Raw genomic sequence first — 21377 nt, forward strand, 5'->3', positions numbered from 1 at the left:
AAAGACATATTACGATTGTAGATAATGACTAATTGTAAGCAAGAAGAATTTAAAACCTATATACTAAAAACATTATCTTCTGAAATAGATTAATTATTCTTTTTGATATTCACTAAATTATGAAATAACAATAATTAAAACACATCAAACTGATTAATTCGTTTCTTGTTTACCTGGAATAATCAACATAGCAAATTTTTATTTCACATCTGCTGATTAAAAAATACCGCTTCCGTGAACCACAACCATTTACATTCGCTCACATCATAAACATAACATTAAGTCACAACGTGATATGAATTTGTGCTGGTATCAATTTTCGCCACTCCTGACATAAGCGCAATAAATAACCTGGATCAATAATTATCTCAAATTGAACGTTCAAGAAATCACCGAACGGTTATTTTTAACAATTTTTTCTCTTCCCATTGACTTTCCCGGACACCTTGTCTGACCTAAGGTGCGTGGAAGCCACTTTTCCCGTTGCGACTTATCCACAAAGTTATGCACTTGCAAGAGGGCCATTTTCACACTATCTTGCAGTGAATCCCAAACATACCCCCTATATATAGTGTTCATTGCGACTTTCCTTACTACAGGTAGTCAAAGCGATGCTATTGCGGAAAGTATTCCAAAAACAGGTACGACATACATGAATCAGAATCTGCTGGTGACAAAGCGCGACGGTAGCACAGAGCGCATCAATCTCGATAAAATCCATCGCGTTCTGGACTGGGCGGCAGAAGGGCTGCATAACGTTTCGATTTCCCAGGTCGAGCTGCGCTCCCACATTCAGTTTTATGACGGCATCAAGACCTCCGACATCCACGAAACCATTATCAAGGCTGCCGCTGACCTGATCTCCCGTGAAGCACCGGATTATCAGTATCTCGCCGCGCGTCTGGCGATCTTCCACCTGCGTAAAAAAGCCTACGGCCAGTTTGAGCCGCCAGCGCTGTACGATCACGTGGTAAAAATGGTTGAAATGGGCAAATACGATAATCATCTGCTGGAAGACTACACGGAAGAAGAGTTCAAGCAGATGGACACGTTTATCGATCACGACCGTGATATGACCTTCTCTTACGCTGCTGTTAAACAGCTTGAAGGCAAATATCTGGTACAAAACCGCGTGACCGGAGAAATCTACGAGAGCGCCCAGTTCCTCTATATTCTGGTTGCTGCGTGCCTGTTCTCGAATTACCCGCGTGAAACGCGTCTGCAATACGTGAAGCGTTTTTACGATGCGGTTTCCACGTTTAAGATTTCGTTGCCGACGCCAATCATGTCCGGCGTGCGTACCCCGACTCGCCAGTTCAGCTCCTGCGTACTGATCGAGTGCGGCGACAGCCTGGATTCCATCAATGCCACCTCCAGCGCAATCGTGAAATACGTTTCCCAGCGTGCAGGTATTGGCATCAACGCCGGTCGCATTCGTGCACTGGGTAGCCCGATTCGCGGCGGCGAAGCGTTTCACACGGGTTGTATCCCGTTCTATAAACATTTCCAGACCGCAGTGAAGTCCTGCTCCCAGGGCGGTGTACGCGGTGGTGCAGCTACGTTGTTCTACCCAATATGGCATCTGGAAGTTGAAAGCCTGCTGGTGCTGAAAAACAACCGTGGGGTTGAAGGCAACCGCGTGCGCCATATGGACTACGGTGTACAAATCAACAAGCTGATGTATACCCGTCTGCTGAAAGGTGAAGATATCACCCTGTTCAGTCCATCCGATGTTCCGGGGTTATACGACGCGTTCTTTGCCGATCAGGAAGAATTTGAGCGCCTGTACACCAAGTATGAGAAAGACGACAGCATCCGTAAACAGCGCGTGAAAGCGGTTGAGCTATTCTCGCTAATGATGCAGGAACGCGCGTCTACCGGTCGTATCTATATTCAGAACGTTGACCACTGCAACACCCACAGCCCATTTGATCCGGCTATTGCGCCAGTGCGCCAGTCTAACCTGTGCCTGGAAATCGCCCTGCCGACCAAACCGCTGAATGACGTCAACGACGAAAACGGTGAAATCGCGCTGTGTACGCTGTCTGCTTTCAACCTGGGCGCAATTAACAGCCTGGATGAACTTGAAGAACTGGCGATTCTGGCAGTACGTGCGCTTGATGCGCTACTGGATTATCAGGATTACCCAATCCCGGCGGCAAAACGCGGGGCAATGGGTCGTCGTACGCTGGGTATTGGCGTGATCAACTTCGCTTACTATCTGGCGAAGCACGGTAAACGTTACTCCGACGGCAGCGCCAACAACCTGACGCACCAAACCTTTGAAGCGATCCAGTATTATCTGCTGAAAGCGTCTAACGAACTGGCAAAAGAGCAAGGCGCGTGCCCGTGGTTTAACGAAACCACCTACGCAAAAGGGATCCTGCCGATCGATACCTACAAGAAAGATCTGGATGCTATCGCCAATGAGCCGCTGCATTACGACTGGGAAGCATTGCGTGAGTCGATCAAAACCCACGGCCTGCGTAACTCCACGCTTTCAGCGCTGATGCCGTCAGAAACCTCTTCGCAGATTTCTAACGCCACCAACGGTATTGAGCCGCCACGTGGTTACGTCAGCATTAAAGCGTCGAAAGACGGGATTCTGCGCCAGGTGGTGCCAGACTATGAACACCTGCACGACGCCTATGAGCTGCTGTGGGAAATGCCGGGTAATGATGGTTATTTGCAACTGGTGGGTATCATGCAGAAATTCATCGACCAGTCGATCTCTGCTAACACCAACTACGATCCATCGCGCTTCCCGTCAGGAAAAGTGCCGATGCAGCAGTTGCTGAAAGACCTGCTCACCGCCTACAAATTCGGGGTCAAAACGCTGTATTATCAGAACACCCGTGATGGCGCAGAAGACGCGCAGGACGATCTGGTGCCGTCAATCCAGGACGATGGCTGCGAAAGCGGTGCATGTAAGATCTGATATTGTGATGCCGGATGCGGTGTGAACGCCTTATCCGGCATTAAACTCCCAACAGGACATATTCATGGCATATACCACATTTTCACAGACGAAGAATGATCAGCTCAAAGAACCGATGTTCTTTGGTCAGCCGGTCAACGTGGCTCGCTACGATCAACAAAAATATGAAATCTTCGAAAAGTTGATCGAAAAGCAGCTCTCTTTCTTCTGGCGTCCGGAAGAAGTTGATGTCTCCCGCGACCGTATCGATTATCAGGCGCTGCCAGAGCACGAAAAGCACATCTTTATCAGCAACCTGAAGTACCAGACGCTTTTGGATTCCATTCAGGGTCGTAGTCCGAACGTGGCACTTCTGCCGCTGATTTCGATTCCAGAACTGGAAACCTGGGTAGAAACCTGGGCGTTTTCGGAAACTATTCACTCCCGTTCCTACACGCACATTATTCGTAATATTGTTAACGATCCGTCTGTTGTGTTTGACGATATTGTCACCAACGAGCAGATCCAGAAACGCGCAGAAGGGATTTCGGCTTACTACGACGAACTGATCGAAATGACCAGTTACTGGCACCTGCTGGGCGAAGGCACCCACACCGTTAACGGTAAAACCGTAACTGTCAGCCTGCGCGAGTTGAAGAAAAAACTCTATCTGTGCCTGATGAGCGTTAATGCGCTGGAAGCAATTCGCTTCTACGTCAGCTTCGCTTGTTCCTTCGCTTTCGCTGAACGTGAGCTGATGGAAGGTAATGCCAAGATTATTCGCCTGATTGCCCGTGACGAAGCACTACACCTGACCGGCACTCAGCATATGCTGAATCTGCTGCGCAGCGGTGCGGACGATCCGGAAATGGCGGAAATTGCCGAAGAGTGCAAACAAGAGTGCTATGACCTGTTTGTCCAGGCGGCGCAACAGGAGAAAGACTGGGCGGATTATCTGTTCCGTGACGGTTCAATGATTGGTCTGAACAAAGACATTCTCTGCCAGTACGTTGAATACATCACCAATATCCGTATGCAGGCTGTCGGTTTGGATCTGCCGTTCCAGACACGCTCCAACCCGATCCCGTGGATCAACACCTGGCTGGTGTCTGATAATGTGCAGGTTGCTCCGCAGGAAGTGGAAGTCAGTTCTTATCTGGTCGGACAGATTGATTCGGAAGTGGACACCGACGATTTGAGTAACTTCCAACTCTGATGGCTCGCGTTACCCTGCGCATCACTGGCACACAACTGCTGTGCCAGGATGAACACCCTTCCCTTCTGGCAGCGCTGGAATCCCACAATGTGGCGGTTGAGTATCAGTGTCGCGAAGGCTACTGCGGCTCCTGTCGCACGCGTCTTGTTGCAGGCCAGGTGGACTGGATTGCCGAACCGTTAGCCTTTATTCAGCCAGGGGAAATTTTGCCCTGTTGTTGCCGGGCAAAAGGCGATATTGAAATCGAGTTGTGATCGAGTACTAGTGCCAGATGCGACGCTGACGCGTCTTATCTGTCTTACAACGGCTTTTTGTAGGTTGGATAAGGCGTTTACGCCGCATCCAACATGGCATGCGCGAATAGTTGCCAGATGCGACGCTGATGCGTCTTATCTGGCCTACAACGATTACATGGCGTAGTAATACGCTTTCACCTGTTCCCAGTCCGCTTTAGGGATCGGCTCCAGATATTTCTCCAGTTGCCGGAAGTCATGATTAATCGCTTTATGGCGACGCAGACGACGGCGACTTTTCTCCAAATCAAGAAAACCGGCTTCTGGCTTACCTTCTGTTTTCACATAGATATGGCGAACGTAGCAGCAGCCGTGTTGACGATTAACGCTATGCATCTTTTTAAATGCCAGCGCCACTGCTTCCAACATTGCTTGCCGTACATCGTTGGGATAGGGCATTACTGCATGCTGTGCATACCAGTCAGCAATACTGACAAAACCCGCCATATCTTCAGTCACCAGTAACGCACGCCATTCGCCATCAATTTTCACCGCTTCTCCAAAAACGATTTTCGGCACAATCACGCCAGCGCGTTCCAGATCTTTTATCACCGCAACCTCGCGCACAATCGTCGGGCGACCAAACGGATAGCGGATAGAATGAAACAGGTGCCGAGTCATGCGCTTTACATACAGCTTTTTGCCGTTGTGCTCGACGCATTGCACCCCGCTCATGCCGTTGCGGCGGTAATTCGGTTTCTCAACCCAGTCACCTTCTGTAGCCCACCAATGATTGAATTCGTCGAGTTTTGCTGAAACTGCCATACCCTGTCGCCTTGTTTTTATTGTTAACGACAATGACTATAGGTGTTCACCTTAAGAAAAACTTAATAAAAAGTGTTTCTTAAGGGATTTCATTTGTCGGGAACTCGTCATCTCACGCTAAAGAACAGCAAGCAAAGATAACTAACTGACTTTATTGAAGAATTAATTTCACTCTGACGTGAATGGGATTTTGAATGAAGGGAAATAGCGGATGGCACGTAAGTGCCATCCGAGACTGAAGTTACTCTTTATTGAGGAATTTTACTGCTTTATCCGGGAAGTCCGTAAACAGCCCATTAACACCCGCTTTGTTATACAGAGCGTCATACAGTTGATTCACATCGGTCGTATATTCTGGCAGCTTATCCGACCGCACGGTATAAGGATGCACAACCAACTTATTCTGCTGCGCGTCTTTCACCATTCCGGTAAGTTTAATATTGCCCGGCTGCGATGTCTCATCAATCACCATATGGTAATCCGGGCCAATGCCGTCAGCATACTCCGCTACCTGCTTCATGGCACCCGGCTTAAACATCCAGTCGTAACTGTAATTAACCCAGGTTCCATCTGGTTGTTTCTGCTGGGTTTCATTCCAGTCAGTATAGGCAATCAGTTGAACCAGATTAAGATCCATGCCCATTTTCGGTTCCAGCTCATTTTTAATACGTTTCAGCTCATCAGCATCAAAGCATTGCAAATAAACTTTGTCATCTTTACCGGTGTAACCGTATTTTTTCAGCACTTCCAAGGTTTTAGCCGCAATATCTTTCCCTTCCTGATGATGAAACCACGGCGCTTTAATTTCTGGATAGATGCCGATATTTTTCCCCGTCGAGTGGTTTAACCCCTGAACAAATTCAATCTCTTCTTCGAAAGTGTGCACACGAAAGTCAGATTTCCCCATCGGGAAGCGTCCGGGGAAAGTCTGCACTTTTTTGCCATTTTCAATATCAAAGCCTTCAGTGAATTTTAAAGACTTAATTTCATCCAGCGTAAAATCTATCGCGTAGTAACGGCCATCTTTACGCGCCCGCTCCGGAAAACGCTCGGCCACATCAGTAACGCGGTCAAGATAGTGGTCATGCAGGACGACCAGATGGTCGTCTTTGGTCATCACTAAATCCTGCTCCAGATAATCAGCCCCTTGCGCATACGCCATCGCTTTTGCGGGTAGCGTATGCTCCGGCAAATAACCACTTGCGCCGCGATGGGCTATTACAATTTTCTCGCTGTTGTCTGCCGCCATTGCACTGCTTCCCATGATCATTCCACTCATCATGATCGCCATGCTAAGGTTTTTAAGTGTCAGTTTCATGCCATTAGCCTCCGTTGCGTTTTTGCTGTAATTCCTGATGGCGACGTTTTTCGCCAATCATCACGACAATTAACAAGATAACTGCCAGAATGCTGCCGCCAATCATCACCATGAAGCCGCCATCCCAGCCGAAGTAGTCAACGGTGTAACCGACAATTGCGCTTGCCGCCACAGAACCGCCAAGATAACCAAACAGCCCGGTAAAGCCCGCCGCCGTACCTGCTGCTTTTTTCGGTGCCAGTTCCAGCGCGTGCAGACCTATCAGCATGACGGGACCATAGATCAGGAAGCCAATGACAATCATGCAAACCATATCAACAGTCGGATTACCTGCCGGGTTCATCCAGTAAACAATAGTAGCGATGGTCACCAGAGTCATAAAGAAGACGCCAGTTGCCCCACGGTTACCGCGGAAGACTTTATCCGACATCCAGCCACACAGCAGAGTGCCCGGAATGCCCGCGTACTCATAAAGGAAGTAGGCCCAGGAAGATTTATCCAGCGCGAAATGCTTCACCTCTTTCAGGTAGGTTGGCGACCAGTCGAGGATGCCGTAGCGCAGCAGATAAACGAATACGTTGGCAATAGCGATGTACCACAGCAGCTTGTTCGGCAGTACGTACTGCATGAAAATCTGCTTCGCAGTCAGTTCCTGTTCCGCTTTTTCGTTATAGTCGTCCGGATAATCATTTTTGTACTCTTCGATCGGCGGCAAACCACAGGATTGTGGGGTATCGCGCATCATGGCAAAAGCGAAAAGCGCCACCAGAATGGCACAGAAAGCAGGCATATAGAGCGCCGCGTGCCAGTCATTAAACCAGGCCATACCCAGCAGGAACAGCAGCGGCGGAATACCACCACCGACGTTATGCGCACAGTTCCATACTGACACAATGCTGCCACGCTCTTTCTGCGACCACCAGTGCACCATAGTACGACCACACGGCGGCCATCCCATTCCCTGGAACCAACCGCAGAGGAACAGAAGAACAAACATCACCGCAATGCTGGAAGTCGCCCACGGCACAAAGCCCATAAACAGCATCACTGCCGCCGCAAGAATCAAACCTGCTGGCAGGAAAACGCGCGGATTCGAGCGATCCGAAACTGACCCCATGATGAATTTCGAAAATCCGTAAGCAATGGAGATACCGGAAAGGGCAAAACCTAAATCCCCACGAGAGAATCCCTGCTCCACCAGATAGGGCATAGCGAGAGCAAAGTTCTTACGAACCAGATAGTAAGCGGCATAACCAAAGAATATCCCCAGGAAAATTTGCCAGCGCAATCGACGATAAGTCGGATCGATCTCCGCAGCAGGTAGGCGCGCTTTGTGTGGCGCTGGTTTAAAAATACTCAACATTTATAGCCTCCGTGGCCCGTGGTCTTATTTATGATTAACAGACTGATTCAATAGAAGAACCTGCCGTTTCTTGAGTGGCCGCGATGTTAATTAATCATTCATTTTATGAATGTGAATTACCGCACACATTATTAAATAAGATTGTCAAAATGTTCCGAAAGACGCATGAAATCACGTTTCACTTTCGAATTATGAGCGAATATGCGCGAAATCAAACAATTCATGTTTTTACTATGGCTAAATGGTAAAAAACGAACTTCAGAGGGATAACAATGAAAACTCGCGACTCGCAAACAAGTGACGTGATTATCATTGGCGGCGGCGCAACGGGAGCCGGGATTGCCCGCGACTGTGCCCTGCGCGGGCTGCGCGTGATTTTGGTTGAGCGACACGATATCGCAACAGGCGCGACCGGGCGTAACCACGGTCTGCTGCACAGCGGCGCACGTTATGCAGTAACAGATGCGGAATCCGCCCGCGAATGCATTAGTGAGAACCAGATTTTAAAACGCATCGCGCGTCACTGTGTCGAACCGACCAACGGCCTGTTTATCACCCTGCCGGAAGATGACCTCTCTTTCCAGGCTACGTTTATTCGCGCTTGTCAGGAGGCGGGGATCAGCGCGGAAGCCATTGATCCGCAGCAAGCACGCATTATCGAACCTTCCGTTAACCCGGCATTGATTGGCGCGGTAAAAGTCCCGGATGGCACCGTGGACCCATTCCGCCTGACCGCTGCGAACATGCTCGATGCAAAAGAACACGGTGCGGTTATCCTCACCGCCCATGAAGTCACTGGCCTGCTTCGTGAAGGCGCGACGGTGTGTGGCGTTCGCGTGCGCAATCATCTTACAGGCGAAACCCAGGCGCTCCATGCACCAGTGGTGGTGAATGCTGCCGGGATCTGGGGGCAACATATTGCCGAGTATGCCGATCTGCGTATTCGCATGTTCCCGGCCAAAGGATCGCTGCTGATCATGGATCACCGCATTAATCAGCACGTGATCAATCGCTGCCGTAAACCTTCTGACGCTGATATTCTGGTGCCCGGCGATACCATTTCACTGATTGGCACCACCTCTTTACGCATTGATTATGACGAAATTGACGATAATCGGGTGACGGCAGAAGAGGTCGATATCCTGCTGCGTGAAGGGGAAAAACTGGCTCCGGTGATGGCGAAAACGCGCATTCTGCGTGCCTACTCTGGTGTGCGCCCACTGGTTGCCAGCGATGACGATCCGAGCGGGCGTAATGTCAGTCGCGGCATCGTGCTGCTCGATCACGCCGAACGCGATGGCCTGGACGGATTTATCACCATTACCGGCGGCAAACTGATGACCTACCGTCTGATGGCGGAATGGGCCACAGATGCCGTCTGCCGCAAACTGGGCAACTCGCGACCCTGCACAACCGCCGACCTGGCACTACCGGGTTCACAAGAACCGGCTGAAGTGACACTGCAAAAAATCATTTCCCTCCCTGCACCACTTCGCGGTTCTGCGGTTTATCGTCACGGTGATCGCACGCCAGCCTGGTTAAGTGAAGGCCGCTTGCACCGGAGCCTGGTGTGCGAATGCGAAGCTGTCACTGCAGGCGAAGTGCAATACGCGGTAGAAAATTTAAACGTCAACAGCCTGCTGGACTTACGCCGTCGCACCCGTGTGGGGATGGGGACCTGTCAGGGCGAACTCTGCGCCTGCCGCGCCGCCGGACTGCTGCAACGCTTTAACGTCACCACGTCCACGCAATCTATCGAGCAACTGTCCACCTTCCTTAACGAACGTTGGAAAGGTGTGCAGCCCATTGCCTGGGGCGATGCGCTGCGCGAAAGCGAATTTACCCGCTGGGTTTATCAGGGACTGTGTGGTCTGGAGAAGGAGCAGAAAGATGCGATTTGATACTGTCATTATGGGCGGCGGCCTTGCCGGATTACTCTGCGGCCTGCAACTACAAAAACACGGTCTGCGTTGTGCGATTGTCACTCGCGGTCAGAGCGCGCTGCATTTCTCGTCCGGCTCACTGGATTTACTAAGCCATCTGCCAGATGGGCAGCCGGTGACAGATATTCACGACGGACTGGAAACATTGGGTCGCCTGGCCCCCTCCCATCCCTACAGCCAACTCGGCCCACAGCGCGTGCTCGACCTCGCTTGCCGGGCGCAGGCGTTAATTGCAGAAAGCGGTGCGCAATTGCAGGGCAGCGTAGAACTGGCTCACCAGCGGGTTACTCCTCTCGGCACGCTACGCTCAACCTGGCTAAGCTCACCAGAAATCCCAGTCTGGCCGCTGCCCGCGAAGAAAATATGCGTAGTGGGAATAAGTGGCCTGATGGATTTTCAGGCACACCTGGCGGCAGCCTCGTTACGTGAATTAAATCTTGCTGTCGAAACTGCTGAAATTGAATTGCCGGAACTGGATGTCTTACGCAATAACGCCACCGAATTTCGTGCAGTGAATATTGCACGTTTCCTTGATAACGAAGAAAACTGGCCACTGTTGATCGATGCGCTTATCCCTGTTGCCAACACCTGTGAAATGATCCTGATGCCCGCCTGTTTCGGCCTGACCGATAACAAACTGTGGCGCTGGCTGAATGAGCAACTGCCCTGTTCATTAATGTTACTGCCAACATTGCCGCCTTCCGTGCTGGGTATTCGTCTGCAAAATCAGCTTCAACATCAGTTCGTGCGCCAGGGCGGTGTGTGGATGCCGGGCGATGAAGTAAAAAAAGTGACCTGCAAAAATGGCGTCGTCAGTGAAATATGGACCCGTAATCACGCCGATATTCCGCTACGTCCACGCTTTGCCGTGCTTGCCAGTGGCAGCTTCTTTAGCGGGGGGCTGGTGGCAGAACGCGACGGTATTCGCGAACCGATTCTCGGCCTTGATGTGCTGCAAACCGCCACGCGGGGTGAGTGGTATCGAAGTGACTTTTTCGCTCCGCAACCGTGGCAACAATTCGGCGTGACCACTGACGAGGCGCTACGCCCGTCGCTGGCAGGTCAAACGATAGAAAACCTGTTTGCCATTGGTTCGGTGCTGGGCGGATTTGATCCCATCGCCCAGGGATGCGGCGGCGGCGTTTGTGCTGTCAGTGCATTACATGCTGCTCAACAGATTGCCCAACGCGCAGGAGGCCAGGAATGAACGATACCAGCTTCGAAAACTGCATTAAGTGCACCGTCTGCACCACCGCCTGTCCGGTGAGCCGGGTGAATCCGGGCTATCCGGGGCCAAAACAGGCGGGACCAGATGGCGAACGTCTGCGTCTGAAAGATGGCGCACTGTATGACGAGGCGCTGAAATATTGCATCAACTGCAAACGTTGCGAAGTCGCCTGTCCATCCGATGTGAAGATTGGCGATATCATCCAGCGCGCACGAGCAAAATACGACACCTCGCGCCCGTCGCTGCGCAATTTCGTTTTAAGTCATACCGACCTGATGGGCAGCTTTTCTACGCCGTTCGCGCCTATCGTTAACACCGCTACCTCACTAAAACCGGTGCGACAACTGCTTGATGCCGCGTTAAAAATCGACCACCGTCGCACACTGCCGAAATACTCCTTCGGCACCTTCCGCCGCTGGTATCGCAGCGTGGCGGCACAGCAGGCGCAGTATAAAGATCAGGTGGCGTTCTTCCACGGCTGCTTCGTCAATTACAACCATCCACAACTGGGTAAAGATTTAATTAAAGTACTCAACGCGATGGGAACGGGCGTGCAACTGCTCAGCAAAGAGAAATGCTGCGGTGTGCCGCTGATTGCCAACGGTTTTACCGATAAGGCGCGTAAACAGGCGATTATCAACGTGGAATCGATCCGCGAAGCTGTCGGAGCGAAAGGCATTCCGGTGATTGCCACCTCCTCCACCTGTACGTTTGCCCTGCGCGATGAATATCCGGAAGTGTTGAATGTCGACAACAAAGGCTTACGCGATCATATCGAACTGGCAACCCGCTGGCTGTGGCGCAAGTTAGATGAAGGCAAAACCTTGCCACTTAAACCGCTGCCGCTGAAAGTGGTTTATCACACCCCATGCCATATGGAAAAAATGGGCTGGACGCTCTACACCCTGGAACTATTACGTAAAATCCCTGGGCTTGAACTGACAGTGTTGGATTCTCAGTGCTGCGGTATTGCTGGTACTTATGGATTCAAAAAAGAGAACTACCCCACCTCACAAGCCATCGGAGCGCCACTGTTCCGTCAGATAGAAGAGAGCGGCGCGGATCTGGTCGTCACCGACTGCGAAACCTGCAAATGGCAGATTGAGATGTCCACGAGCCTTCGCTGCGAACATCCGATTACTCTGTTGGCCCAGGCGCTGGCTTAAACTCCCTTCTGATGCCCGGTAAGCATGTTGCTTATCGGGCATTTTTGCGGGCGCGATTCCGTGCCAAATGTACGCGTTGCATCGCCGTGAAAATTCCTCTGAAAACGTCTCGCAAAGACTGAAACTGTCAGATGTCAAAGGCCCGGGATACTCGTAATGTCGCGTCATCATAAACATCTGGTGACGGACAACCATGACAGAATCAACAACATCCTCCCCGCATGATGCGGTATTTAAAGCCTTTATGTTCTCGCCCGAAACCGCACGGGATTTTCTGGAAATACACCTGCCGGAACCGCTACGTAAGCTTTGCAACCTGCAAACCTTACGCCTGGAACCCACCAGTTTTATTGAAAAAAGTTTACGCGCTTACTACTCGGATGTTTTGTGGTCGGTAGAAACCACCGACGGCGAAGGTTATATCTACTGCGTGATTGAGCATCAGAGTACTGCAGAAAAAAACATGGCCTTTCGACTGATGCGTTATGCCACTGCCGTCATGCAGCGCCATCTGGACAAAGGCTATGACAGAGTCCCTCTGGTAGTGCCAATGCTGTTTTATCACGGCGAAACCTCACCCTACCCATATTCACTTAACTGGCTGGATGAATTTGACGACCCGCAGCTTGCCCGGCAGTTGTACACCGAAGCTTTTCCGTTGGTGGATATCACCATCGTACCTGACGATGAGATCATGCAACATCGGCGTATAGCTCTGCTGGAACTGATTCAAAAGCATATTCGCGAGCGCGATTTAATCGGTCTGGTCGACAGGATCACCACGCTTTTGGTTAGGGGCTTCACTAATGACAGCCAGGTGCAAACGCTGTTTAATTATCTGCTGCAATGCGGCGATACCTCCCGTTTCACCCGCTTTATTGAGGAAATTGCCGAACGTTCACCACTACAAAAGGAGAGATTGATGACTATTGCTGAACGGCTACGGCAGGAAGGACACCAAATTGGCTGGCAGGAAGGTAAATTAGAAGGTTTGCAGGAAGGCATGCATGAACAAGCCATTAAAATTGCCTTGCGCATGCTGGAGCAGGGCTTTGAACGTGAGATTGTGCTGGCGACAACCCAACTCACTGATGCTGATATTCCACCGAACTGTCATTAAAAGAAGAGATTGATGGCTATTGCTGAACGGCTACGGCAGGAAGGGCATCAAATTGGCTGGCAGGAGGGTAAGATTGAAGGCTTGCAAGAAGGTAAATTAGAAGGTTTGCAGGAAGGCAAAGTAGAAGGCATGCATGAACAAGCCATTAAAATTGCCTTGCGCATGCTGGAACAGGGTATTGATCGTGACCTGGCTGCTCGCAGCCACCCAGCTAAGCGAAGCCGATCTGGCAGCGAATAACCACTAATTAACACAGGCCCACAAGCAATCCCCATGGGCCTTTGATATCAATAACTACCTTTTATGCGTGGCTCATTTTTGCCTGATTTAAATATCGCCAGTCGCTTATCCAGGGCATCACTGTAGAGCATGGTGTCGACGCCAACGGCGACAAAGTTCGCTCCCCACGCAAGGCATTGCTGCGCCATATCAGGAGCCACAGCCAGAAAACCTGCTGCTTTACCCGCAGCGCGGATCCGTCGGATGCTGGTTTCAATAATACGCTGCACTTCCGGGTGCCCGGCATTATCCGGGTAACCCAACGACGCTGAGAGATCCGCTGGCCCAATAAACACACCATCAACCCCCTCAACGTCGAGGATTTCATCCAGATTATCCAGTGCTGTTTTACTTTCCACCTGCACCAACAGACAAAGTGAGTCGTTGACTTGCGCCATGTAATTATCAATGCGTCCCCAGCGTGCTGCCCGTGCCACGCTGGCCCCGACACCACGCTCACCGTACGGTGGATAGCGAGTTGCAGACACTATCTGACGCGCCTGTTCGCCAGTGTCGACCATCGGGATCAGTAGAGTTTGCGCGCCAATATCCAGGACTTGTTTAATCAGCGACTTACTCCCCTCCACTGGGCGAATCACGGGTTGGCTGCCATAGGGCGCTACCGCCTGAAGTTGGTGATAAAGGTTCTGAATGGTATTTGGCGCATGTTCACCATCAATCAGCAACCAGTCATAACCGGAGGTGGCGGCAATTTCTGCCATATAGGAAGTTGTCGAACTTAACCACAGACCAATTTGTACTTCACCCTTGCGTAAGCGTTCTTTGAATGGATTGATTAATAATGTGTTCATCATGTTCCTTAACCTGTTAATGATGCGCCACGTTGGTCTGCGCAACAGCGCGACTTACACGCAGAGTGAAAATAATCAGCGAACCGATGACCGCCACCGCTGCCAGCATCAGCAAGCCTGCCGCATCGCTGGCAAACAACGTTTCTGCTTTTACACGCAGGATCGGGGCGATAAATCCGCCCACCGCGCCAAACAGGTTTACAAAACCAATCCCCGCAGCCAGCGCCGTACCGGAAAGCAGTTGTGTCGGCATCGTCCAGAACACCGGCTGAACCGCAATAAACCCTATTGCTGCAACACACAGCGCAACGATTGCCAGTACTGGCGAAAGTAGCCCGGAAAGGCCAATACCAATGCCCGCGGACAGCAATGTCAGCGCCGCGACATTGCGCCGTTCGCCGGTTTTATCGGAATAGCGCGGAATAAGCCAGGTCCCCAACAATGCCGCAATCCACGGAATGGCGGCGACCACGGAGGCCGTAAAGCCCACTTTTGTTCCCAGCAATGCGGCAACCTGCGTCGGCAGGAAGAAAATTAATCCGTAAACCGCCACCTGAATAGTCAGGTAGATAATCGCCAGTTGCCAGACTCGCCCATTACGCAGCGCATCACTCAGTCGCGAAGTGACTTTCTGTTGTTCTTCACTTGTAAGTTGATTAATGAGCAACGTTTTTTCTTCTTTACTCAGAAAACGTGCCTGCTCCGGTGTGTCATCAAGCCAAAAGAATGTGAACACCCCAGCACCGACTGCCAGTAATCCTTCAATCACAAACATCCAGAACCAGCCGGGATGTCCCATAAATCCATGCATCTCCAGAAGCGCGCCGGAGAGCGGTGATCCCAGCGTTAACGCCAACGGTGCTCCCATATAAAACAGCCCCATAATGCTGGCGCGATTACGCTGCGGAAACCATTGCGAAGTGAGATAAATCATGCCTGGAAAGAACCCGGCTTCCGCAGCACCAAGCAGGGTGCGAACTATCAGAAATTTCACTTCAGTATCGGCCCATGCCATTGCCGCCGAAAGAAATCCCCACAGCAGTGTCGTCGTACCAATCCAGGTCCTGGCTCCCAGTTTGCGCATCAACAAATTCGCCGGAACACCGAGAAATGCATACACCACAAAGAAAATTCCCGCTCCCAGCGCATAAGCTTCATTACTTAGCCCGGTATCAATCTGGTAGGTCTGTTTGGCAAAACCAATATTCGAACGATCGAGAAACGCCAGCACGTACAGCGCCAACATAAACGGGATCAAACGCGCGCGGTTTTTCTTCACCACGGCGTCAAGCAAAGCGGTGCTCATAAGAAGCTCCTTAGAACATGTGAGCGTTACTGTTGTCACGGCAACGCCCGGAATGATTAGTGGCTGTAAGGGCGTTTCAGATTGCAGTCACGATTGAGTTCGACGCCGAAACCCGGTTTATCAAGTACTGATTTGTGAATACGACCATTCACCGGCACCGGCTCATTAAGCAAAATCGGATCAAACTGCGGACGCATCGATGAACAATCCGGACTGGTCATCAGGAATTCGCTAAATGGGGTATTGGTGAAGGTGATCACCGCATGGTGGGAGTAAACAGACGAACCGTGCGGCACCACCAGTTGTCCACGTGATTTGGCAATTGCGGCAATCTCCACCAGCGTGGTTAAGCCACCGCACCAGCCAACATCTGGTTGCATAATGTCGATACCGGTTTCTGAAAGTGTACGGAAAGATTGCAGTGTGCCGTGGTGCTCGCCACTGGTGACCATCATTCCTGCTGGCGCGTTGCGTTTTAATTCGCGATAACCTTCATACTGTTGCGGCGGCAGGCACTCTTCGATCCATTTCAGGTTATAAGGGGCACAAGCGTGAGCCAGTTTGGTGGCATAGTTCACGTCCTGGCTCATCCAGCAGTCGAGCATCAACCAGAAATCTTCACCGCATTTTTCACGCATCCCCGCGACCATAGCGGCGTCTTTGCGGATCCCCACATCACCATCATGTGGCCCCCAGTGCGTCGGCATCTTGCCGCCGATAAAGCCCATCTCTTTTGCCAGATCCGGGCGCGCGCCCGTGGCGTAGAACTGAATTTCATCACGGACAGCGCCGCCTAAAAGTTTATAAACCGGAAGCCCGACCACTTTGCCGAACAGATCCCACAGAGCCAAATCAACACAGGAAATCGTGTTCATCACCAGGCCCCCTGAACCGGAGTAATACTGGGTGGCGTTGAGCATTTGATCGTGAATCAATTTGATATCACTGACACATTTGCCCTCTATGAAACGGTTAAGGTGTTTTTCAACGATAAAGCACCCCATTTCACCGGCTGTTGAAACGGCGAAGCCGGTCTGGCCATTTTCTGCTTCGACTTCAACAATTAACGTGCCAAGAACGTTAATACCAAATGACTGGCGGGACTGCTCGTAATCGCGGTATTTACTCATCGGGGTAGCAATATGATCGTCAATCCAGTGATCCACTCCCTGGTCGTGATAATCACCGCCGCCAGCGCCTTTTTCTGCTGTCGCTCCGCCAGTAAACCAGGCGCGAACCTGTTTGATTTTTGGTAGGGTCATGATGTTCTCCATTTTTATGAGGCCAGTAAGTCAAAGGGACTTTTCCATCCCAACAGACGTGAAATATCCCTGGCGCAGGCGATGGCTTTGCCCGCCAGATAATCACGATATTCTTCATTGATTTGTAAACGAGTACCGACCACTGAGATCGCGGCGGTAAGCTCGTTATTGGCGTTAAACACCGGGGCAGCAACACAACGGACATCGGTGTAATCTTCACCGTTGTCATAGCTCCAGCCCTGACGGCGAATACGTGCCAGTTCTTCGTGGAGCTGTGGTGGACGGGTAATCGTGGTGGGTGTCGCCTGTTCCCAGACCAGCCCTTCGATAATACTTTGCTGTACAGCTTCAGGTTGCCAGGCAAGCAGGCATTTACCTATTCCGGAGCGATAAAGCGAAAGGCTTTTTCCTTCATGGGAACGCACGCTGATAGTGGCTGAAGACTCCACTTTCAATATGTAATATGCGCTACCGTTATCGATGATCCCAAGGTGACACAACAGTCCAGTGGTATCCATCAGTTGCGTCAGGCGTGGGCGTGCCAGTTCCCGGAGATCCATCTTGCTTAACGCATGGCCGGAAAGCTCCACCAGCCTGGTCCACAGACAAAAATTTTCCTGGTGATCAAGACTCAGAAAACGCTGACGCTTGAGTTCGTTAAGCAGCAAATAGGCTGTGCTTTTAGGGATCCCCAATGTGTCGATGATCGTCGCAGCACTACAGGGGCCAATGCGAGCAATCAAATTGAGAATATCAATAGCCCGTGTCAGGGCGGGAACTTTGCTTGATTCCAACATACTGGACTCCAGTCTTAGATACTGGAATCAGTCTCGTTGCTCAGGGGGAGTAAAATTGTGAAGCGCATCAAATCCCACTCCTCGTCCAGAGGACTGGAGGAATTACGCACAAATTTGTGAATTAGCGCACGGATTTTTTCTTATTGAGTACAACAGGTTGGACAACCTTTGCGGGAGAGAAGTGTGCCGGTGTAGTAAACCGGCACGGAGTGGCTGCTCAGGCAGTTAGGGTCATAGATTCAACAACCTCAATCCAGCCATGCTCGCTGGCAATGTCCTGACCGTTCAGCCAGCGACGCAGCATATTGAGTGCCATCATTGCACACACTTCCTGACGAATAGCCAGACTGTAGCGCGTAGTGCTGAAATGTACGCGCAGAGCAAAAGTGCCATCCGGCGTGGCCAACGCAAAGTTGAGATACCCATCTTCCAGGCCAGAAATGGCCAGTGCCAGCCCGGCGAAATGTTTGGCTCGTCGTTCAGTTATCCAGTGTGCGGTTTGCGCCAGTGTTTCTTCCTGTGAAGGCACGACTTCACACGCCAGTAATGGCGCACCAGCACGAGAAAGTTGCAATGCCAATAAACCACCGGTGAATTGCTCGCTCAACGTCAGACTGAACTGGCGACGTTGCAATTCCCGGCTGATCTGCGCAGGTAGTCCTTCGGTGCCTTCAAAAATCATGCTCTGTCCGGCGACGCGTTTAACGTCCTGCCATAGTTTTTCCATCGCCTGTAGCTCGCTTGCCGGTCCGGTGAGTTTCAATTCGATAATCGGCATGGAAGAGCGATAGCCCATCGTTACGCCCGGCGGCAGTTGCAACGTGTCCAGGCTTTGCGCCAGATCGCTTTCTGAACGACCAAAGGTAGTCAAACGCAGGCAAACCGGTGGCTGCGGTAAGGAAAAACGCTCACGCAGGCGCGGCAGAATTTCATGCTCCACCATCACTTTAAATTCCGAAGGCACGCCTGGGGTAAAGAACATCAGGCAACGGTTAAGTTGCACAGCAAAACCACAGGCCGTGCCAACCGGATTATTGATAAATTCAGCACTGGCTGGCAGCTCCGCCTGTTTGCGGTTACTCGGCGCCATCACGCGCCCACGTTCGCGGAAATAGCGTTCCATCTCTTGCAGCCAGGCTTCATGAAGAACTAATCCCTCACCTTTTGCTGTCGCAGCGGCCAGTGCGCTTAAATCATCGCTGGTCGGCCCCAGACCACCGTTGACGATCAGCACATCGGCGTGCTGGCTACGTTCACGCAGAATGGTGACTAAATCCTCAAGGTTATCGCCCACCGTATTACGGCGAGATAATGGCAACCCCTGATGAAAGAAAAAATCAGCCAGCCAGGCAGCGTTAGTGTCAACGATTTGCCCGTGTAACACTTCATCCCCTGTGGATAACATTTCCACTTTTAACATGGTTATCTCCTGCTTTTGTTATCGAATCACTATAACGCAAAGGGAGATAAGGCGTAGAAAGAAACTGAATGGCGCGGCAGAACGCCGCGCCGAAAGGCATCAGAAGCTGGCGTTAACCCCGACATAAGGGCCGTCAGCCACCGCGTTGTCGCGGTGGCCGTCTTTACCCGACAGATTCAGATAGCGGTAGCCCGCCTCAATGCTGACTGGACGCATAATAGTGTAACGCGCGCCTGCATTCGCTTCTTCATAACTTTTAATACCGCTGGAGAGCGAATCCGGAGAGTAGTAATACTCGCCAAACAAACGGAAGCTATCGCCAATTTGCCACTGCAAGCCACCGCCTACCGCCGCGGCATAACCTTCATCACCGTCGTTCGGGTTGGTATAAACGCCTTTACCACCCACGGTTGCCATTAGCGGACCCAGCGGCAGATTCAATCCCAGACCAACGCCCGCGACGTCACCGTCGTCATCGTTATGTGTCCAGTTACCGCTTAATGCCAGACCGGTCGATTCAGTACCGAAACCAACACCAATATTGGTATATTCTTTTCCCGCCTGACCGCTGATACTCATCGCATTTGCCGATGCAGAAACCAATAGCATTCCAGCCAGAACTGGCAGCGCCAATTTTTTCATTTTTACCTTTTCCCGCAAGAAGATAATTAAAAGTCCCCAAAGCTGCGGGATTGTACTGCCTGACGCAGAGGATTCAATGCGTGAAAAAAGCGATCTGCTAACTTATTGTAACTAAATACTTCTTGAATAATTAAGTGCAGAAAAAGCAGCCATCAAAAATTGATTGCCAGCCAAATAATCATCGTGGCTATCATCACCCAAAAGACAAATGCTACTTTCACCTGTTTGTCCATTGCCGTATTCTTTTATTTTATTTTCGATGGTAAGGAATATTCCCATGCGACAACGGACTATCGTTTGTCCCTTAATTCAAAATGATGGTGCTTATCTGCTGTGTAAAATGGCCGACGATCGCGGCGTTTTCCCCGGACAATGGGCGCTGTCTGGTGGCGGCGTAGAGCCCGGTGAGCGTATTGAAGAAGCATTACGTCGTGAAATCAGAGAAGAGCTGGGCGAACAACTGATTCTTACTGACATCACACCATGGACCTTCAGTGATGATATCCGCATCAAGACCTACGCAGATGGTCGCAAGGAAGAGATTTATATGATTTACCTAATCTTTGACTGCGTCTCTGCCAACCGTGAAGTAAAAATTAACGAAGAGTTTCAGGACTATGCATGGGTAAAACCTGAAGATCTTGCGCACTATGATTTGAATGTCGCCACCAAAAAAACATTACGTTTGAAAGGTCTGATGTAACAGTAATGACAGCCATTATTGGCTGTCATATTAAAAATATCAGCGATTAGCAAATTCACCATCCAGTAAAACGTTGCCTTTTTCCACATGCATTACCAGCCCATCCAGATAATCTGGTTTAAATGTCACGTTACGTTTATCTTTAGCGATATAGGTCAGACAATGGTTATGGGTGAAAATAACGATATTTTTATCTGGTGCTTTGCTTTGTAACTCCTTAATTGTGCTATAAATCTCATTTCTACATTGTAGAAATCGTTTATCTACCGTCAGTTTTTTTCCAGCAGAAAACCAGCTCGCTGATTGAATAGTCCGAACGGTATTACTGGAATAAAGATCGAAATTAGGGATGTCCGCGCTGAAAGCTTTGCCCAGTTCACGGGCATCCTGAGTACCTTTCACCGTAATGCCTGTTTTATCTGACAAGCAGTGATTGGAGGAACGGTCGCAGCGTTCCGCATGGCGAAACAGAACCACAACCGGGTGCTGCTGCGCTAATCTGGCCAGCGTTCTATTGTCGATACGTGGCAAACCATTACTGCTCCAGGCAGCATGTGTACCCAGCCCCACAATCGCCACAAGCACCAGTAAAATGAAGATATATTTTTTAGACTTCAACGAAGCCTGACAAAAAGCTAACACGTAAGCTCCACCTATAGACAAGCGTAGCCAACTAAATGGCCGTGAAAACAAACGTCATTTTCATCGGTAAATAGTGGCGGGATAAATTAAAACATTACGGCGCACGCAAAATGCCTTAAATTTTGTCAAATTAAAAGCCCGAATAAGATGAAAAAACAAAAAAAATAATATTTAAGTCTTATATT

The 21377-nt window shown here is 50.5% G+C and carries 18 protein-coding genes and 1 pseudogene; 9 read left to right on the plus strand and 10 right to left on the minus strand.

Annotated elements, in window-relative coordinates:
- Positions 1-652 precede the first annotated feature (652 nt).
- The 3 genes from nrdA to yfaE all read left to right on the plus strand — a co-directional run bounded on the left by nrdA (position 653) and on the right by yfaE (position 4387).
- A complete protein-coding gene (gene nrdA / locus A1WG_RS19655) occupies positions 653-2938 on the plus strand; it encodes a class 1a ribonucleoside-diphosphate reductase subunit alpha (protein WP_001516754.1) in 2286 nt (761 codons plus the stop codon).
- Between the two features lie 64 nt (positions 2939-3002).
- Positions 3003-4133, plus strand: coding sequence for a class Ia ribonucleoside-diphosphate reductase subunit beta (gene nrdB, locus A1WG_RS19650; protein ID WP_000332038.1), 1131 nt, complete (start codon positions 3003-3005; stop codon positions 4131-4133).
- On the plus strand, positions 4133-4387 hold the full coding sequence (gene yfaE / locus A1WG_RS19645) for a ferredoxin-like diferric-tyrosyl radical cofactor maintenance protein YfaE (protein ID WP_000135039.1): 255 nt from the start codon (positions 4133-4135) through the stop codon (positions 4385-4387). Before nrdB ends, yfaE begins: the two co-directional genes overlap by 1 nt.
- A gap of 153 nt (positions 4388-4540) precedes the next feature.
- On the opposite strand, the gene inaA is transcribed toward yfaE, so the two are convergent.
- The 3 genes from inaA to glpT form a co-directional block, all read right to left on the minus strand.
- Positions 4541-5191, minus strand: a complete 651-nt coding sequence (inaA, locus tag A1WG_RS19640; RefSeq protein WP_001516755.1) for a lipopolysaccharide kinase InaA — start codon at positions 5189-5191, stop codon at positions 4541-4543.
- A gap of 241 nt (positions 5192-5432) precedes the next feature.
- Positions 5433-6509 carry a glycerophosphodiester phosphodiesterase gene (glpQ, locus tag A1WG_RS19635; RefSeq protein WP_000779068.1) on the minus strand — a complete coding sequence of 359 codons (1077 nt, stop codon included), beginning with the start codon at positions 6507-6509 and terminating at the stop codon, positions 5433-5435.
- A 4-nt stretch (positions 6510-6513) separates the two neighbouring features.
- Entirely contained in the window at positions 6514-7872 is a 1359-nt protein-coding gene (glpT, locus tag A1WG_RS19630) for a glycerol-3-phosphate transporter (protein WP_000948746.1), read from the minus strand.
- A 272-nt stretch (positions 7873-8144) separates the two neighbouring features.
- On the opposite strand from glpT, the gene glpA reads away from it, so the two are divergent.
- From glpA to A1WG_RS19605, 5 genes and pseudogenes are all read left to right on the plus strand, one after another.
- Positions 8145-9773: an anaerobic glycerol-3-phosphate dehydrogenase subunit A gene (glpA, locus tag A1WG_RS19625; RefSeq protein WP_000857297.1), complete on the plus strand. Its 1629-nt coding sequence runs from the start codon at positions 8145-8147 to the stop codon at positions 9771-9773.
- Positions 9763-11022, plus strand: a complete 1260-nt coding sequence (gene glpB, locus A1WG_RS19620; RefSeq protein WP_001209914.1) for a glycerol-3-phosphate dehydrogenase subunit GlpB — start codon at positions 9763-9765, stop codon at positions 11020-11022. Before glpA ends, glpB begins: the two co-directional genes overlap by 11 nt.
- On the plus strand, positions 11019-12209 hold the full coding sequence (glpC, locus tag A1WG_RS19615; RefSeq protein ID WP_001000345.1) for an anaerobic glycerol-3-phosphate dehydrogenase subunit GlpC: 1191 nt from the start codon (positions 11019-11021) through the stop codon (positions 12207-12209). The genes glpB and glpC overlap by 4 nt, the downstream gene beginning before the upstream one ends.
- Before the next feature lie 193 nt (positions 12210-12402).
- On the plus strand, positions 12403-13329 hold the full coding sequence (locus A1WG_RS19610; protein ID WP_001516756.1) for an ISNCY family transposase: 927 nt from the start codon (positions 12403-12405) through the stop codon (positions 13327-13329).
- Positions 13330-13576: pseudogene (locus A1WG_RS19605) on the plus strand (hypothetical protein); the annotation flags it as partial.
- 40 nt (positions 13577-13616) lie between these two features.
- Here the strand turns inward: A1WG_RS19605 and yfaU are convergent.
- The 6 genes from yfaU to A1WG_RS19575 all read right to left on the minus strand — a co-directional run bounded on the left by yfaU (position 13617) and on the right by A1WG_RS19575 (position 19847).
- Positions 13617-14420: a 2-keto-3-deoxy-L-rhamnonate aldolase gene (yfaU, locus tag A1WG_RS19600; RefSeq protein ID WP_001516758.1), complete on the minus strand. Its 804-nt coding sequence runs from the start codon at positions 14418-14420 to the stop codon at positions 13617-13619.
- 16 nt (positions 14421-14436) lie between these two features.
- Positions 14437-15726, minus strand: coding sequence for an MFS transporter (locus A1WG_RS19595; protein ID WP_001516759.1), 1290 nt, complete (start codon positions 15724-15726; stop codon positions 14437-14439).
- 56 nt (positions 15727-15782) lie between these two features.
- Complete coding sequence (gene rhmD, locus A1WG_RS19590; protein WP_001516760.1) at positions 15783-16988, minus strand: L-rhamnonate dehydratase; 1206 nt, start codon at positions 16986-16988, stop codon at positions 15783-15785.
- A 14-nt stretch (positions 16989-17002) separates the two neighbouring features.
- Positions 17003-17785 (minus strand): IclR family transcriptional regulator, encoded by a 783-nt coding sequence (locus A1WG_RS19585; RefSeq protein ID WP_000894175.1) that lies wholly within the window; start codon positions 17783-17785, stop codon positions 17003-17005.
- Positions 17786-18002: 217 nt separating this feature from the next.
- Positions 18003-19205 (minus strand): nicotinamide mononucleotide deamidase-related protein YfaY, encoded by a 1203-nt coding sequence (locus A1WG_RS19580; protein ID WP_000921652.1) that lies wholly within the window; start codon positions 19203-19205, stop codon positions 18003-18005.
- Positions 19206-19304: 99 nt separating this feature from the next.
- Positions 19305-19847 (minus strand): YfaZ family outer membrane protein, encoded by a 543-nt coding sequence (locus A1WG_RS19575; RefSeq protein ID WP_001516761.1) that lies wholly within the window; start codon positions 19845-19847, stop codon positions 19305-19307.
- A 277-nt stretch (positions 19848-20124) separates the two neighbouring features.
- Between A1WG_RS19575 and nudI the strand changes: the two genes are divergently transcribed.
- Positions 20125-20550, plus strand: coding sequence for a nucleoside triphosphatase NudI (nudI, locus tag A1WG_RS19570; RefSeq protein ID WP_001516762.1), 426 nt, complete (start codon positions 20125-20127; stop codon positions 20548-20550).
- Positions 20551-20589: 39 nt separating this feature from the next.
- On the opposite strand, the gene ais is transcribed toward nudI, so the two are convergent.
- Complete coding sequence (gene ais / locus A1WG_RS19565; RefSeq protein ID WP_001516763.1) at positions 20590-21192, minus strand: lipopolysaccharide core heptose(II)-phosphate phosphatase Ais; 603 nt, start codon at positions 21190-21192, stop codon at positions 20590-20592.
- Positions 21193-21377 lie beyond the last annotated feature (185 nt).

Source organism: Escherichia sp. KTE96 (assembly GCF_000408525.1).
Classification (GTDB): domain Bacteria; phylum Pseudomonadota; class Gammaproteobacteria; order Enterobacterales; family Enterobacteriaceae; genus Escherichia; species Escherichia marmotae.